Origin of the sequence: Streptomyces sp. NBC_00154, from assembly GCF_026342835.1 — a bacterium.
In the GTDB taxonomy this organism is placed as follows: Bacteria; Actinomycetota; Actinomycetes; order Streptomycetales; family Streptomycetaceae; genus Streptomyces.
This window is the reverse complement of sequence record NZ_JAPEMI010000001.1, coordinates 3,892,624-3,907,806: the sequence shown is the minus strand read 5'-3', so window position 1 is coordinate 3,907,806 and position 15,183 is coordinate 3,892,624. Positions and strand designations below refer to the sequence as shown.

Here is a 15,183-nt window from a genome sequence, read left to right as displayed (position 1 = left end):
TTCAGTCGGCCGCGGAGGCCTTCCATTCGCGGGCGCGCAACGGCATCCGCGACGCCCCGCCGTCCATCGGACGCACCACGAGGATCTGGTTGACGCCGATCTTGTTGTGCTCGAAGGAGAGCGCGGAGGCCGCCATGTAGAGCCGCCAGACCCTGGCCCGACCGGGCGAGGTCATGGTGACGGCACGGTCCCAGTGCTTCTCCAGGTTGGCGACCCAGCGGCGCAGGGTCAGTGCGTAGTGTTCGCGGATCGACTCGACGTCGCGGGCTTCGAAGCCCGCTTCCTCGAGTGTTGCGACGGTCCGGCCCACCGGCGCGAGTTCGCCGTCCGGGAAGACGTACGCGTCGATGAACTCGTCCACGTGGTACGCGGACTCGTCCTTCTCGGGGCGACGGGCGATCTGGTGGTTGAGCAGCCGGCCGCCGGGCCTGAGCAGTGCGTAGAGGCTGTCGGCGTATTCGCGGTAGCGGACCGAACCGACGTGTTCGGCCATGCCGATCGACGAGATGGCGTCGTACGGGCCGTCCCTGACGTCCCGGTAGTCCTGGACCCGGATCTCGATCCGGTCCGTCAGTCCCTCTTCGGCGATGCGCTTGCGGGCGAACGCGGCCTGCTCGGTGGAGAGGGTCACTCCGGTGACCTGGGCGCCGTACTCGCGTGCTGCGTGCATGGCCATGGAGCCCCAGCCGCAGCCGACGTCGAGGAGGCGGTCGCCCTCCTTCAGGGCGAGCTTGCGGCAGACCAGGTCGAGCTTGTCGCGCTGGGCGTCCTCCAGGCTGCCGCCGTCCTCCCAGTAGGCGCAGGAGTAGACCATGGACGGGCCGAGGACCAGTTCGTAGAAGTCATTGCCCACGTCGTAGTGGTGGCTGATGGCCTCCTTGTCGCGGCGTCTGGTGTGGAGGGGGCCGGTGCGGCGGCGGACCTCCTCGGCGGGCGGGGGCGGTGGCGGCCAGGGCCCGGCCAGCTGCAGCAGGCCGCGGGCGGCGGCCCGCACCTTGGGGTCCCGGATCGGGTGGACGGTGTCCTTCGCGTCCGCCCCGCGCTCCCAGAGCAGCCCGGCCATACGGTCCAGGGTCTCGTACAGATCGCCTTCGATGTCGAGTTCGCCCGCCACCCAGGCGCGGGCCAGGCCTAGTTCGCCCGGCTTCCAGAGCAGCCGGCGCAGTGCGCGGCGGTTCCGGAGGACGAGTACGGGGGCACCCGGCGGTCCGGATTCACTGCCGTCCCAGGCCCGGATCCGGACCGGTACGGGTTCTCCCAGCAACTCCTCGGCGAGAGCGGTCAGCCGCAACGCGGCGTCTGCCATGGCGTACACCTCCGTGATGGTGTTTCCCAACGTGCCCGAACATGCCCAAACATGCCGTGAACCACGCCCTGCACCCGTGGTGCCACGACGAGATACACCCCCGTCAACACTCTCCGGCGCCAACGCCATCCCGCAGCAGCGCAACGGATCGGCAAAATACCTGTAGCCCACATGCACTTGTCGGGTCGGAGGGCCGCCCCTCCCCGGGTACGCCGAAGGGGCCGCCCGCACCACGGATGGCGGGCGGCCCCTTCGGGCGTCATGCACGAGCTGCGCGGATGCGAGCATCCGCGGGTGGACTAGGAGGCGTTGGCCTTCTCGCCCTCGGCCTTGGCGGCGGCCGGAGCCGGAGCCGGCTTGGCGGCCTCGTAGAACTCCTCGCGCGGCGTCTCCATGGCGCCGAGCGAGACGACCTCGCGCTTGAGGAACATCGCAAGGGTCCAGTCGGCGAAGATCCGGATCTTACGGTTCCAGGTCGGCATCGCCATGCCGTGGTAGCCACGGTGCATGTACCAGGCGAGACGGCCCTTGAGCTTGATCTTCATCTTGCCCATGACGATCATCGCGACGCCCTTGTGCAGGCCGAGACCGGCGACCGCACCCTTGTTGGCGTGGCTGTAGTCCTTCTGCGGGAAGCCGCGCATCCCGGAGATGACGTTGTCGCCGAGGACCTTGGCCTGACGCAGCGCGTGCTGGGCGTTCGGCGGGCACCAGGCGTTCGGGTTGCCGGCCTTGCGGCCGACCATGTCCGGAACCTGGGCGTTGTCGCCCGCGGCCCAGATGTAGTCGGTGCCCTGCACCTGAAGCTTCTCGGAGGTGTCCACGTGACCGCGCGGACCGAGCGGCAGGCCGAAGCGGGCCAGCGCCGGGTTCGGCTTCACGCCGGCCGTCCACACGATGGTGTTGGAGTCGACCTCGAGGCCGTTCTTCAGAACGACGTGACCGTCGACGCAGGAGTCCATGGAGGTCGAGAGGAAGACCTCGACACCACGGGACTCCAGGTGCTCCCGGCCCCAGGTGCCCAGCTTCGGGCCGACCTCGGGAAGGATCTTGTCGGCGGCGTCGACGAGGATGAAGCGCATGTCCTCGCGCTTCACGTTCGTGTAGTACTTCGCCGCGTCGCGGGCCATGTCCTCGACCTCGCCGATGGTCTCCGCACCGGCGAAGCCACCGCCCACGAAGACGAACGTCAACGCCCTGCGGCGGACGTCCTCATCGGTCGTCGAGTCGGCCTTGTCCAGCTGCTCGAGAACGTGGTTGCGCAGGCCGATGGCCTCCTCGATGCCCTTCATACCGATGCCCTGTTCGGCCAGGCCGGGGATCGGGAAGGTGCGGGAGACCGCGCCCATCGCGATGACCAGGTAGTCGAAGGGCAGCTCGTAGGCCTCGCCGACGAGCGGCGCGACCGTGGCGACCTTGCGGTCCTGATCAATGGTCGTGACGCGGCCGGTGAGAACCTCGGCCTTCGGCAGTACGCGTCGCAGCGGGACGACGACGTGCCGAGGCGAGATGCTGCCGGCGGCGGCTTCGGGGAGGAAGGGCTGGTAGGTCATGTACGACCGGGGGTCGACGACCGTGACGGTCGCCTCGCCGTAGCGCATCTTCTTCAGAATGCGCCGAGCTGCGTACAGGCCTACGTACCCACCGCCTACTACGAGGATCCTGGGACGCTCCGTGGTGCTCATGCCATCGAGTATCCACCCCACCTGGGGGGCACGCTCGTGAGCCCCTTCACAAGGTATCCCCCACCCTCTGCTACACTTCGCCGCCCACGTGACCGAGGTCATGGCGGCGCGGGGGAACCACCGCGCCATGGCGAACGTTGTTCACCGCTTGTGAGCAGGCCCTTGAGCCCCGCGAGCGCAGTGAACCACCCTCTTCTTCCACCGCCTCGAAACACACCCGGAACCGTCCCGCATGCGCGGCGGGAGGACCCGTCGGCGGCCATGGAAGCCCGTACGGAGCAGAAGTGTGGTCCGGAGCGCCGAATTCCTTGTGAAGAAGTTCACGAACTTCGTCGCGACGTGTCTCCGCAGGGGGTGCGCGAAGGGTCCACGAGGAGCCGACGGAGGCTCAAAGGTGCAGGCGGGAGTGCGCATGAGCGCGATATCTGCCGCGCTCGTACGCACTCCCGCCCGGCAGCCTCGACTAGATGATCGATTCCAAGGGATCGGCTGCGCGCACAAGGGGAGGGAGCCCAACGTCAGTGTGTGAAGACAGAGTTGGACTCCCTCGCCACCGCACTCTATGCGAAGACCGACGACCTGCTGAAGGCATCACCGCATCTGGCGCCCTGGCGTCCGGCGGTCGGGATCACTCCGCAACTGACCGATGCCGAGCTGGTCACGCTCGCGATGATGCAGGCCATCCTGGGCTTCACCTCCGAGGCCAGGTGGCTCCGCCATGCCCACTCCCACCTGCGACATCTCTTCCCCTACCTGCCGAAGCAGCCCGGCTATAACAAGCGCCTGCGCAAGGCTGCCGAGCTGCTGCGACAGGTGACCCGGGTGCTGGCCACCGACACCTCCGTATGGACCGACGACGTGTGGATCGTGGACTCCACACCAGTGGAATGCGGACGCTCACGCGAGACTGTCAAACGCTCCGACCTGGCCGGATGGGCCGAGTACGGGTACTGCGCCAGCCACAGCCGCTTCTTCTGGGGCCTGCGCCTGCACCTGGTGTGCACCCTCCAGGGCTTGCCAATCGCCTTCGCCCTGACTGGCGCCAAGGCCGACGAACGCGAGACCCTGCTGGACCTGCTCGCCGCCGAACCGGGCCTGACCGCCGCCCGGCCTGGACAGACGCTGATCGGCGACAAGAACTACTTCGGCCGCGACTTCGAGCACCAGTTGGCCGAGCAGGACATCCGGCTACTGCGGCCGACCCGCAAGGGCGAGCCGGAAAGACCCGGCGCCCCGCTGTTCAAGCCATTGCGGCAGGTCATCGAGTCGGTCAACGAGACCTTCAAGGGCCAACTCAGCCTCGAACAGCACCGAGGCCGCACACCGGGCGGCGTGATCGCCCGCGTCATGCAGCGCATCCTCGCGCTGACCGCCGCGATCTGGCACAACGACCACACCGGCCAGCCCGTCCTGCGCTCACTGACCGCCTATGACCACTGACCCCTTGGAATCGATCATCTAGGCGATCGACCAGCCGATTCCGTCCAGAATGTCGTGCTCGCTGACGACGACCTCGCGGGCCCCGGTCCGCTCCATCACGGCCAGCAGGACGAGCGCCCCGGAGGTGATCACATCGACGCGTCCCGGGTGCATCGCGGGGATCGCGGCGCGCTCGGCGTGGGTCGAGGTGACGAGCCGCCCGGTGATCTCCTGGACCTGCTCGAAGGAGATCCGGGAGTGGTGGATCGCCTCGGAGTCGTACTCCTGCAGTCCCAGCGCGATCGCGGCCACGGTGGTGACGGTGCCGGCGAGGCCGACGAGCGTGGCGGCCTCGGTGAGCGGGACGCTCTCCTCGGCAAGGTCCAGGGCGGCGTCGATGTCCGCGCGGATCGCGGTGATCTGACCCGGTGTGGGCGGGTCGGTGACGACACCGTCGCGTACGAGGTGGCGCTCCGTCATCCGTACGCAGCCGATGTCCACGGACCGCGCGGCCAGGACCCGGTCGTCGCCGACGACGAACTCGGTGGAGCCGCCGCCGATGTCGACCACCAGGTACGGCTTGGCGAGATGGTCCCGGCCCGCGAGTTCCTTGGTGGCACCCTCGAAGGAGAACTCCGCCTCCTGGTCGCCGCTGATCACCTCGGGCTCGACGCCGAGGATGTCCAGCACGCCGCGGACGAACTCGTCCCTGTTCTCCGCGTCGCGGGAGGCGGAGGTGGCGACGAAGCGGAGCTTCTCCGCGCCGTGCGCCTTGATGACGTCCGCGTACCGGCGGCAGGCGGCGAAGGTCCGCTCCAGAGCGTCGGGGGCGAGCCTGCCGGTGCGGTCCACGCCCTGCCCGAGCCGGACGATCTCCATCTGCCGGTCGAGCTCGGTCAGCTCACCGGTGGCGGGGTCGGCGTCGGCGACGAGCAGCCGGATGGAGTTGGTTCCGCAGTCGATGGCGGCAACGCGGGTCACCGGCCGTCCCCCTCACCCGGCTGGTCGGCCGGCCGGGAGGCGAAGTGGCCGTTGTCGTTCGCGTCGACCGTCCACCCGTCGCTCTCGCTCGGAGCCACGCACGGCGTCACGCACGGCCCCTTGCGCCACCACTCCGGCAGCATCGCAATCGCCTCGTCCCCCAGCGGATTCACGCCCGGCCCCGCCGCCAGCGAGTGCCCGACCAGCACATGCAGGCACTTCACCCGGTCCGGCATGCCCCCCGCACTGGGGAAGCCCTCCAGCACCTCGATCGCGTCACGCCGGGCGATGTAGTCCTCGTGCGCATTGCGGTACGCCGCCGCCAGCTCCGGGTCCGTGGCCAGACGCTCCGTCATCTCCTTCATGACGCCGTTCGCCTCCAGCGTTCCGATCGCGGACGCCGCGCGCGGGCACGTCAGGTAGTACGTCGTCGGGAACGGCGTACCGTCCTCCAGCCGGGGCTGCGTCTCGACCACGTCCGGGTTGCCGCACGGGCAGCGGTGCGCGATCGCGCGCAGCCCGCGCGGCGGGCGGCCGAGCTGCTGCTGGAACGCGGCGATGTCCGCCTCGGTGGGCGTGGTGGATTCGGTCTGGGGAGGGGGCGTTTCCATGCCTGCCTTGGTTCTACTCGGGATGCTTGGACTGCGGTTCCGCAGCGGATCAGGAAAAGGAGAAGGGGTCAGTCGCGGTCGGCGGAGTCCACGCCGTCCCACAGGTTGGAGTGCCACGGCCGGTCGGTCTCCTCCGACCCTCCGCCGCGCTCCCTGGCCGCGTCCGGGTCGACCACGGTGTAACCGGTCTCCCCGGGAAGGACGTAGTGCAGGTGCTCCCGGGCCAGCCGCCGGATGTACGCGTCGTCCCGGAGGCGCGCCTTCTCGTCGCGCAGCTCCTCGGTGCGCGCCTCCGCCTCCTGCGCCAGCCGCTCCTGGTCGGCGATCTCGTCGCGCTGCGACACGTACTGCCGCATCGGGTACGCGAGCGCCACCACCAGGGAGCAGACGACAAGGGCCAGGAAGGCGGCCCGGCCGGTGAGCCGGGAGCGGCGGGCCTGGCGGCGGTTCTGGGACCGGTAGACGCGGGCGGCGGTCTGCTCTCCGAGCAGCCGCAGCCGGGTCGCGGTGGAGAACCGGTCCCGGTCCTTCGCGGCCATGTCTCCGCCTCCCCACTACGCACGTCCGTCCCCGCACACGGTACGGGACCGAGTGCGGGGACGGACGGAGGGCGGTGCCTTCGGCCCGTGACGGGCCTGCGATCAGCCCTTGAAGCGCGGGAACGCGGAGCGGCCCGCGTACACCGCCGCGTCGTCGAGGATCTCCTCGATGCGCAGCAGCTGGTTGTACTTGGCGACACGGTCCGAGCGGGCCGGGGCGCCGGTCTTGATCTGACCGCAGTTCACCGCGACGGCGAGGTCGGCGATGGTGACGTCCTCGGTCTCGCCGGAGCGGTGGGACATCATGCACTTGAAGCCGTTGCGCTGGGCCAGCTCGACGGCGTCCAGGGTCTCGGTCAGCGAACCGATCTGGTTGACCTTGACGAGCAGGGCGTTGGCGGAGCCCTCCTCGATGCCACGGGCCAGGCGCTCCGGGTTGGTGACGAACAGGTCGTCGCCGACGATCTGCACCTTGGCGCCGAGCTTCTGGGTGATGACGTTCCAGCCGGCCCAGTCGTCCTCGTACAGCGGGTCCTCGATGGAGACCAGCGGGTACGCGGAGACGAGCTCCTCGTAGTACTCGGTCATCTCGGCGGCCGAGCGGGACTTGCCCTCGAACTCGTACTTGCCGTCCTTGTAGAACTCCGAGGCGGCGACGTCGAGCGCGAGCGCGATGTCCTTGCCCGGGGCGTAACCGGCCTCCTTGATGGCCTCGATGATGAGGTCCAGGGCGGCGCGGTTCGACTCCAGGTTCGGCGCGAAGCCGCCCTCGTCGCCGAGACCGGTCGACAGGCCCTTCGTCTTCAGGACCTTCTTCAGCGTGTGGTAGACCTCGGCGCCCCAGCGCAGGGCCTCGGAGAAGGACTCCGCGCCGATCGGGGCGATCATGAACTCCTGGATGTCCACGTTGGAGTCGGCGTGCGACCCACCGTTGAGGATGTTCATCATCGGGACGGGCAGCAGGTGCGCGTTCGGGCCACCGAGGTAGCGGAACAGCGGCAGGTCCGAGGCCTCGGAGGCGGCGTGCGCGACGGCCAGCGAGACGCCGAGGATGGCGTTGGCGCCGAGCGAGCCCTTGTTCTCGGTGGCATCCAGGTCGAACATCGCCTGGTCGATCAGCCGCTGCTCGGTCGCGTCGTAGCCGACGAGCTCCGGACCGATCTGCTCGATCACGGCGAGGACGGCCTTCTCGACGCCCTTGCCGTGGTAGCGGTTGGGGTCACCGTCGCGAAGCTCAATGGCCTCGAACGCACCGGTGGAGGCGCCGGACGGAACGGCAGCACGGCCGGTGCTGCCGTCGTCGAGGCCAACCTCGACCTCGACCGTGGGGTTTCCGCGGGAGTCGAGGATTTCCCGGGCTACGACGACGTCGATGGACGGCACGAGGCATCTCCTTCTGGGATATGACGCTGGTTGTGCAGGGTCGCTTTGGCCTTGCGGCAAGAGCCTAACCGCCTTGGCCCACTGTGTTCGGCGACCGCCCGCCTCCTGGGACGAAAAAGGACCCAAGGGCACCCTTAGACGGGCAAATGTCCAAAAACTTACTGAGCGGTAACCACAACAGTTGAACGGTGAGCGCAGAAACCCCGACCCGGCGCGTACGGGGGAATCCGCGCCGGGTCGGGGTGCTCAGGGGAGGAGAGAGAGCTTTTCTGCTGAGGTTCGTACTACTTCGTCAGGTGGAGCTGCTGACCCGGGAAGATCAGGTCGGCGTCCTTGACGATGTTCTTGTTCAGCTTGAACAGCTGGTGCCAGCCGCCCTTCACCTTGTGCGCCTCGGCGATCTTGCTGAGCGAGTCTCCGACCTTCACCTTGTACTCGCCGTCGCCCTTCGCGACCTTCTGGCCGGTCGGCGTCGTGACGGTCTTCGCGGCCGCGGGGGCGGTGCCGCGGTCCGAGCGGGAGGCGGTGGGGGCCTCGGTGTGCTCGGCCGGCTTCGGCGCGGCCGGCTTCGCGGCGGCGGAGCCGGTGTCGACGCCCGGGTCGACACCGTCGTTGGTCAGGTTGCCGGCGCCGGCGCAGCCCCAGGCACCCGGACCCTGCATGTCGAGGAGCTTCTCGGCGGTGGCGATCTGCTGGGCCTTGGTGGCCAGGTCGGCCCGCGGGGCGTACTGCGTGCCACCGGCGGCAGCCCAGCTGGACTGCGAGAACTGCAGGCCGCCGTAGTAGCCGTTGCCGGTGTTGATGGACCAGTTGCCACCGGACTCGCACTGGGCGACGGCGTCCCACGTGGCGACGGAGGCGGCGGAGGCGCCCGTGGCACCCATCAGGGGAACGGCGATGGCGGCACCGGCGACACCGGCGAGCGTGGCCACACGGACGGCCTTGGACGGGCGGCGGTGCTTGCCCTTGCTGTTCAGCAGCATGGAACTTCTCCTCACCGACGCCTACGAGGTGAGCTGTCGGGTTCGGGCCAAGTGAGTTGCCCGGTCGCACGTCCTAGCACGCGACTTCACCCCAAGCCGGTCCTGACGGTCTTTCGACCATCGGGCCCGGCGCTTACCTGGGTCCCCCGCTCCTGCCTACGGCGCTTTACGCGTCTGTTCCCTTCGACCGACGGCAGGATTCGGCGTGACGGTCGACGGGGCCCGCGGTGCGAGCGGTTCCGACCGTAAACGCACGCAACCCCCACATTCAAAGACGGACATAACAGACAATCATCCCCTTCTCGCGTCCAGCCGTTCATCGTTTTCGCAGGTGGGGGGCGATACGGACGGAGTCGGCGGACAAGACACGCCGATTGACGCAAAGAGACCCATGTCTCACTTACGCATAAGTGGACATAGGCCTCTGAACTACCCCTATTTTTGGGGTGATTTAAGCTGTTGATCAGACTGGTCCTACTTCGCCTTCACACCGAGATCGAGGCTCTGGCCAGGGAGAATGAGATCCGGGTCGTCGCCGACAGCACTCTTGTTGGCCTCGTAGAGCGCCGGCCATCCACCATGAACCTTCTGTGCATCAGCAATCGCCCAGAGGTTGTCGCCCGGCCGAACGGTGTATGTGCCGTCAGCGGCCGAGCCGCGCGTGTCGCGTCCGTCACTGTTACCGCGGGAAGCATGGCGACCCGAGTCGCGATCGCCGCCCGTTCCCGCGCCCTGGCTCACCTCGGGGGCGGGCGCGCCACGGTGCTTACCGCCCGTCTCACTGCCGGAAGAACCGGAGGAGAGGGACGAGTCGGCCGAACCGGACGTATCCGACACATCGGTTGACGACTCGCTCGACGCCTTGCCCGACGCCTTGCCGGATGACTTCTCCGACGACTTGGCGGACGCCGACTTCGATCCGCCCGACGGGCTCGCCTCGTCCGACGCCTCGTCGGACGGGTCCGCGCTCTGCGTCGGGTCGGCCGACAGCAGGCCTCCCGGGTCGACACCTGGCAGCGTCCCGTCCACCGTGAGCCCGGAGATCACCGCACAGCTGGGCCACGCCCGTGGCCCCTGGTCGTCGAGGACCTTCTCGGCGACCGCTATCTGCTGCGAGCGGCTGGCGAGGTCGGCACGCGAGGCGTACGCCTCGCCGCCGTACGACTTCCAGGTGTCCTGCGAGAACTGGAGACCGCCGTAGAAGCCGTTGCCGAGGTCGGCACTCCACATTCCGCCGCTCTCGCACTCGGCGACCCGGTCCCAGGTCGTGGCGTCGGCCGCGTGCGCACCGGCCGCACCGAGCAGCGGGATGGCGATGGCCGAGCCGGTGACGCCTGCGGCGACGACGATGGCGGGTGCCTGACGAGGGCGACGGTGTCTGCCGTTCGCGGAGCCCATGCGGTTGCCTTCCGTGTGACTGACAAGTGACTGGTGAGTCGAACGGTGAAGGTAGCGGCAGTCGAACGCTTGTCACAAGTCGATGCAGCGCAGATCACGTGAAAGTCACGGAGTTGACAGAGTGTCACCTTCACCCGAGCAATGTCCGGGATCGAACTCCACGGGAAGAGTGCGCAGTCCGCGCATGATGAGCCCTCCGCGCCACCGCAAATCGGTAGGTTCCACCGCAAGACGCAGGTCCGGGAGGCGCCTCAGCAGCGTGGCCAGCGCGGCCTGTCCCTCCAGTCGGGCGAGCGGCGCCCCCAGGCAGTAGTGGATGCCGTGCCCGTAGCCGAGGTGCTGATTGTCACGCCGGGAGAGGTCGAGGGTGTCGGGGTCGGCGAACCGTTCCGGATCCCGGTCCGCGGCGGCGAGCACCACCAGTACGGGGTCGCCCGCCGCGATCCGTCGACCGCCGAGCACCAGCGGTTCGGTGGCGAACCGCCAGGTCGCCAGCTCCACCGGGCCGTCGTACCGCAGCAGTTCCTCGATGCCGGTCTCCAGCAGCCCGGTCTCCCCCGCGTCGAGCGAGCGCTGCAGCCGCTCCCGCTGCTCGGGGTTGCGCAGCAGGGCGTACACCCCGTTGCCGATCAGGTTGACCGTCGTCTCGAAGCCGGCGAAGAGGAGGATGAAGGCCATGGCGGCGGCCTCGTTCTCGGTGAGGTGCTCGCCGTGGTCGCTGGCCCGGATCAGCCCCGAGATCAGATCGTCCCCGGGGTTCTCCCGCTTCCGGTGGATGAGTTCGGCGAGATAGCCGCGCATCTTCTTCACCGACCGCGCCACCCCGCCGCGCGGCCCGCCGCCGTGGCGGATCATCATGCCCGCCCAGTCCCGGAAGTCGTCCTGGTCCTCGCGCGGAACGCCGAGCAGATCGCAGATCGCGTAAATGGGGAGCGGGAACGCGAAGTCGTGGATGAGGTCCGCGCTTCCCTGCTCGATGAAGTTGTCGATGAGGCGGTCCGTCAGCTCCTGCACACGCGGCGCGAACTCCGCGACCCGGCGCGGCGTGAACGCCTTCGATACGAGGCGGCGCAGCCGGGTGTGATCGGGCGGGTCGATGTTCAGCAGATGCGTCATCAGCTCGGCCTTGCGCTCGCCCGGGATGCCGGTCTTCCCCTTGGCGTGCGCCGGCTCGTCATGGTGCGCCGGGTTCTTGGAGAGCCGGGTGTCGGCGAGGGCCTGCCGGGCATCCGCGTACCTCGTCACCAGCCATGCCTCTACCCCGCTGGGCAGCGCGGTGCGGTGCACGGGGCTGTGCTCGCGCAGCCAGGCGTAGGCCGGGTACGGGTCGGTCGCGAACTCCCATGTGAAGAGTTCGGGGCCGTCCGCAGGAGCGTCGGAGGGGCTGGTGGCAGGGGTGTCGGCGGGGCTGTCGTTCACCCCCCGACGTTATCCGTTGCCCTCCGCCTCGAGGATCGCGTCCCGGTAGGCGCGACCGGCGGCGCGCAGCGCGGCCTCGGGGTCGGTGCCGTCCTGTTCCGCGCGTACGGCGAGGGCGAGGAGCTCGTACCCGATGCCGTCCCCCGCGGGGAGCGCCACATCGAGTCCGGCGGTACGGACCCGGCCGGCCAGCTTCGCCGCCAGCGCCAGACCGGGCTGGCCGAGCGGCACGCCGTCGGTGACCGAGTCGCGCTGTTTCTCGATGGCCTTGGTGCGCAGCCAGTGCGCGTGCACGTCCTCCGGGGTCTCGGCGGTCTCGTCACCGAAGACATGCGGGTGGCGGTGGATCAGCTTCTCGACGAGGGTGGCCGCGACATCGTCGACGGAGAACGGCTGGTCCTCGTCCTCCTCCGCGATCCTGGCATGGAAGACGACCTGAAGGAGCACGTCCCCGAGTTCCTCGCGCAGCTCGTCGCGGTCGCCGTCCTCGATCGCCTCGACCAGTTCGTACGCCTCCTCGATGGCGTACTTGGCGAGCCCCTGATGGGTCTTCTGCGATGTCCAGGGGCACTCGGCCCTGATCCGGTCCATGACCTGGACGAGATCGAGGAGACGGGCGCCCGGCAGATCGTACGAACCGGGCAGCAGCTCCAGGTTCGGCATCTGTACCCGGCCCGATCCGGCGAGCCGGGCCAGCCCGTCCGTCAGCGGCTGGTTGCCCTCGCCGCCGGTGACGACCACGACGGTCCGGCCGCCCGCGCAGGCGTCGACGAGCTCCTGCGCGGTGGGCGCGGCGTGTTCGACGGTGACGCCCGCCTCGCGCAGATACGGCAGCTGCGGGTGGTCCTGCTCGGCGCAGAGCACCCGGTCGGCGGCGTGCAGCGTCTGCCAGGCCGGCCAGGACAGCAACCCCGGCGCGACCCGGTGGCTGGCGGTGAGCAGGACGATACGACCGGGATCTTCAGCGTTCACCCCACCAACCTACCTAGGGGGCGTCCGGTCGGTCGGGCCGGATCAGGGAGCGGCCCGCCGCGGAGCGGCTGATGTCACCGTGGTGCGTGCAGCTGCGAGGCGGAGGAGGGAGTCGACGCGGAGCGAATGGGGTCTCCCCTGCTCGAGCGAAGCCGAGAGCTTGGGGGAGACCGGCGACAACGCGGCAGATGTGCGTGCCAGGGCACGCGAGCCCGGCCTGACCGACCGGACACCCCCTAAGCGCCCGCTGCGGCCTCCTGCTGGGCGGGCTTGGTTACCTGGGTGATCCACGGGGCCTTGTAGTTGGCGAGCTGGGTCTGCTTGTCGTCCCAGGTACCGAAGCGCGGGTTGACGTCGATGTGCAGCGACTTCGACGCCGCGGTGAGTGCGTCGCCGACGGCCTTCTGTCCGGCGGGCTGCTGCAGGTCGGCGCCGAGCGCCTGGGCCAGCTTCGTCAGCTGGACCTGCTCCCGCAGGACGGCCTCGATCTGGTCGGGGGCGACCCAGCTCTGCTGGAGCATCGTCGTCCGCAGCTGTGCCTCTCCCCCGGACTGGGTGGCCGCCGACTGCCGCATCTCCTGGATCTCCTTGCGGCTGACCGTCACGTTCGCGTCCGCGGCGGCCTTGTCCAGGATCCGGTCGAAGATCAGTCCGTGCAGCTTGGCCCGGCCGAGCTGCCCCGACTTGTTGATGAGCTGGACGGACTGGTCGGACTCGCGCTGCGCGGTGCGTACCTCCGCCACCTGGGCCTGCACGGTGGACACCTCGATCCGGTCCCCTCCGACCACGGCTGCGGCACCTGGGTGGGCCTGGTTGCCGCAGGCGGAGAGCAGCGGCGCCGCGACGAGCGTGGCGGCGGAGACGACGAGCGCGGTGCGACGGCGGCGGTGCAAAGGAGCCTCCCGGGGAGAGATTGTGCGGCGGTGCACAAGACCTTGCGGTGATCGATGTTAGGCAGTGGGCGTGATCCGGGCCACTGGTTCGACCAACGATTCGGCAGGAGTTCGGGATGTGGGCCGAATCAGGTGTGCTCAGCGCACGCGTTCGACCGCTTTCGGCCTCGCGTCCGGCCGCAGCATGATCGCGCGGGAGACCACAAAGGTGATCGGGATGGCCGCCAGCGCTGCGACCAGCGGTGCGTAGCGGCTGCTGAAGCCGGCGCGGTCGACCAGCAGCCAGACACCGCCGGTGGTGATGACGAAGTTGGCGGCGTTGGTGAGCGGGAAGAGCAGGAACTTCCGCCAGGTGGGCCGGGTCCGGTACGTGAAGTACGAGTTCAGCAGGAACGAGCCGGTCATGCTCAACGCGAACGCGATCACATGCGCGGCCAGGTACGGCAGCACGGTCAGCAGGGCCAGGTAGCAGCCGTAGTACGTACCGGTGTTCACGACGCCGACGAGGGCGAAGCGCGCCATCTGGGCCGTGACCGTCATCGGCGTACGAACTGCCGCGACCGCTGTTGATTCGGTACGCCGGTATTGGATGCCTTCACCAAGAAATGCGGGCGCCGCTTCACCTCGTAATAGATGCGGCCGACGTACTCGCCGACCACACCCACTATCACCATCTGGACCCCGGCGAGCGCCGTGACCACGACGATCAGCGTGACATAGCCGGGCGTGTCCACCCCTTTCACGAGAGCGACGCCGACGATCCAGGCGGCGTAGGCGAAGGCGACGGACATCAGCACCATCCCCAGGTACAGGGCGGCGCGCAGCGGTTTGTTGTTGAAGGAGAGCAGCCCGTCGAGCCCGTAGTTGAGAAGCTTCCCGATGGTCCAGGCGGAGCTGCCCTTCTCACGGACCGCATTCTCGTATCCGAAGGTCGTCGTCCGGAATCCTACCCAGGCAAACAGGCCCTTGGAGAAGCGGTTGTACTCGGTGAGTTCGAGAACGGCGTCGACGGTACGCCGGGACAGCAGCCGGAAGTCACCGACCCCGTCGACCAGCTCCACGTCCACGAGGCGGTTGATCAGCGAGTAGTAGGCGCGGGCGCCGAGGGTGCGGGTGACGCGGTCGCCCCTGCGGTTGCGGCGGGCGATCACCTGGTCGTAGCCGTGGGAGTGCTCCTCCAGCATGCGGCCGACGAGCTCGGGCGGGTGCTGGAGGTCCGCGTCCATGATCACGACCGCATCGCCGTCGGCGTGCTGGAGGCCGGCGAGCATGGCGGCTTCCTTGCCGAAGTTGCGGCTGAAGGAGAGATAGCGGATCCGCGGGTCGGCCGCGGCCAGCTCCTCCAGGATCTGCAGCGTGCGGTCCGCGCTGCCGTCGTCGACGTAGACGAGCTGGAAATCATGCCCCAGCCGGCTCATTTCGTCCGAGGCGCGCGCATGAAAGCGTTCGAGGATCTCCTCCTCGTTGAAACAAGGCACTACTAACGAGATCAGCACAGGAGCATCTCACCCTGTCGGTGCGTCAGACATGGAGGGCGGACATGGACAATGAGCAACCATCACGTGAATTGAACTATTGAATGAGCGGTTCCACA

Annotated in this window: 14 protein-coding genes and 1 riboswitch; of the genes, 1 reads left to right on the top strand and 13 read right to left on the bottom strand. The window is 68.7% G+C overall.

The genetic code is table 11. From position 1 onward, the window contains the following. Position 1: 1 nt before the first annotated feature. The gene (locus OHA03_RS17595) at positions 2-1,306 is read right to left on the bottom strand and encodes a cyclopropane-fatty-acyl-phospholipid synthase family protein (protein WP_267004792.1); all 1,305 of its coding nucleotides are present in this window, start codon (positions 1,304-1,306) and stop codon (positions 2-4) included. A 299-nt stretch (positions 1,307-1,605) separates the two neighbouring features. Further along, on the bottom strand, positions 1,606-2,991 hold the full coding sequence (locus tag OHA03_RS17590; protein WP_267004791.1) for an NAD(P)/FAD-dependent oxidoreductase: 1,386 nt from the start codon (positions 2,989-2,991) through the stop codon (positions 1,606-1,608). Positions 2,992-3,516: 525 nt separating this feature from the next. On the opposite strand from OHA03_RS17590, the gene OHA03_RS17585 reads away from it, so the two are divergent. Beyond that, positions 3,517-4,431, top strand: a complete 915-nt coding sequence (locus tag OHA03_RS17585; RefSeq protein WP_267004790.1) for an IS982 family transposase — start codon at positions 3,517-3,519, stop codon at positions 4,429-4,431. Between the two features lie 18 nt (positions 4,432-4,449). On the opposite strand, the gene OHA03_RS17580 is transcribed toward OHA03_RS17585, so the two are convergent. The 11 genes from OHA03_RS17580 to OHA03_RS17530 all read right to left on the bottom strand — a co-directional run bounded on the left by OHA03_RS17580 (position 4,450) and on the right by OHA03_RS17530 (position 15,085). Further along, a complete protein-coding gene (locus OHA03_RS17580; RefSeq protein ID WP_267004789.1) occupies positions 4,450-5,391 on the bottom strand; it encodes a Ppx/GppA phosphatase family protein in 942 nt (313 codons plus the stop codon). After that, positions 5,388-6,002: a DUF501 domain-containing protein gene (locus tag OHA03_RS17575; protein ID WP_267004788.1), complete on the bottom strand. Its 615-nt coding sequence runs from the start codon at positions 6,000-6,002 to the stop codon at positions 5,388-5,390. The genes OHA03_RS17580 and OHA03_RS17575 overlap by 4 nt, the downstream gene beginning before the upstream one ends. A 68-nt stretch (positions 6,003-6,070) precedes the next feature. After that, entirely contained in the window at positions 6,071-6,541 is a 471-nt protein-coding gene (locus OHA03_RS17570) for a septum formation initiator family protein (protein WP_267004787.1), read from the bottom strand. Between the two features lie 102 nt (positions 6,542-6,643). Continuing rightward, a complete protein-coding gene (eno, locus tag OHA03_RS17565) occupies positions 6,644-7,924 on the bottom strand; it encodes a phosphopyruvate hydratase (RefSeq protein WP_267004786.1) in 1,281 nt (426 codons plus the stop codon). A gap of 284 nt (positions 7,925-8,208) precedes the next feature. Then, positions 8,209-8,907 carry a transglycosylase family protein gene (locus tag OHA03_RS17560; RefSeq protein ID WP_267004785.1) on the bottom strand — a complete coding sequence of 233 codons (699 nt, stop codon included), beginning with the start codon at positions 8,905-8,907 and terminating at the stop codon, positions 8,209-8,211. 3 nt (positions 8,908-8,910) lie between these two features. Then, positions 8,911-9,081, bottom strand: a riboswitch (cyclic di-AMP (ydaO/yuaA leader). Positions 9,082-9,381: 300 nt separating this feature from the next. Further along, positions 9,382-10,305: a transglycosylase family protein gene (locus tag OHA03_RS17555; RefSeq protein ID WP_267004784.1), complete on the bottom strand. Its 924-nt coding sequence runs from the start codon at positions 10,303-10,305 to the stop codon at positions 9,382-9,384. 105 nt (positions 10,306-10,410) lie between these two features. Next, entirely contained in the window at positions 10,411-11,724 is a 1,314-nt protein-coding gene (locus tag OHA03_RS17550; protein ID WP_267004783.1) for a cytochrome P450, read from the bottom strand. A gap of 9 nt (positions 11,725-11,733) precedes the next feature. Beyond that, on the bottom strand, positions 11,734-12,696 hold the full coding sequence (locus OHA03_RS17545; protein ID WP_267004782.1) for a nucleoside triphosphate pyrophosphohydrolase: 963 nt from the start codon (positions 12,694-12,696) through the stop codon (positions 11,734-11,736). A 236-nt stretch (positions 12,697-12,932) separates the two neighbouring features. Then, the gene (locus tag OHA03_RS17540; RefSeq protein WP_267004781.1) at positions 12,933-13,589 is read right to left on the bottom strand and encodes a SurA N-terminal domain-containing protein; all 657 of its coding nucleotides are present in this window, start codon (positions 13,587-13,589) and stop codon (positions 12,933-12,935) included. Positions 13,590-13,727: 138 nt separating this feature from the next. Next, positions 13,728-14,129, bottom strand: coding sequence for a GtrA family protein (locus tag OHA03_RS17535; protein ID WP_267004780.1), 402 nt, complete (start codon positions 14,127-14,129; stop codon positions 13,728-13,730). After that, a complete protein-coding gene (locus OHA03_RS17530) occupies positions 14,126-15,085 on the bottom strand; it encodes a glycosyltransferase family 2 protein (protein WP_267004779.1) in 960 nt (319 codons plus the stop codon). Before OHA03_RS17530 ends, OHA03_RS17535 begins: the two co-directional genes overlap by 4 nt. Positions 15,086-15,183: the final 98 nt, after the last annotated feature.

Coding starts and splice junctions, on each gene's coding strand:
- OHA03_RS17595 (WP_267004792.1), bottom strand. CDS start 1,306: ATGGCAGACGCCGCGTTGCGGCTGACCGCTCTCGCCGAGGAGTTGCTG.
- OHA03_RS17570 (WP_267004787.1), bottom strand. CDS start 6,541: ATGGCCGCGAAGGACCGGGACCGGTTCTCCACCGCGACCCGGCTGCGG.
- OHA03_RS17590 (WP_267004791.1), bottom strand. CDS start 2,991: ATGAGCACCACGGAGCGTCCCAGGATCCTCGTAGTAGGCGGTGGGTAC.
- OHA03_RS17555 (WP_267004784.1), bottom strand. CDS start 10,305: ATGGGCTCCGCGAACGGCAGACACCGTCGCCCTCGTCAGGCACCCGCC.
- OHA03_RS17575 (WP_267004788.1), bottom strand. CDS start 6,002: ATGGAAACGCCCCCTCCCCAGACCGAATCCACCACGCCCACCGAGGCG.
- OHA03_RS17535 (WP_267004780.1), bottom strand. CDS start 14,129: ATGACGGTCACGGCCCAGATGGCGCGCTTCGCCCTCGTCGGCGTCGTG.
- OHA03_RS17560 (WP_267004785.1), bottom strand. CDS start 8,907: ATGCTGCTGAACAGCAAGGGCAAGCACCGCCGCCCGTCCAAGGCCGTC.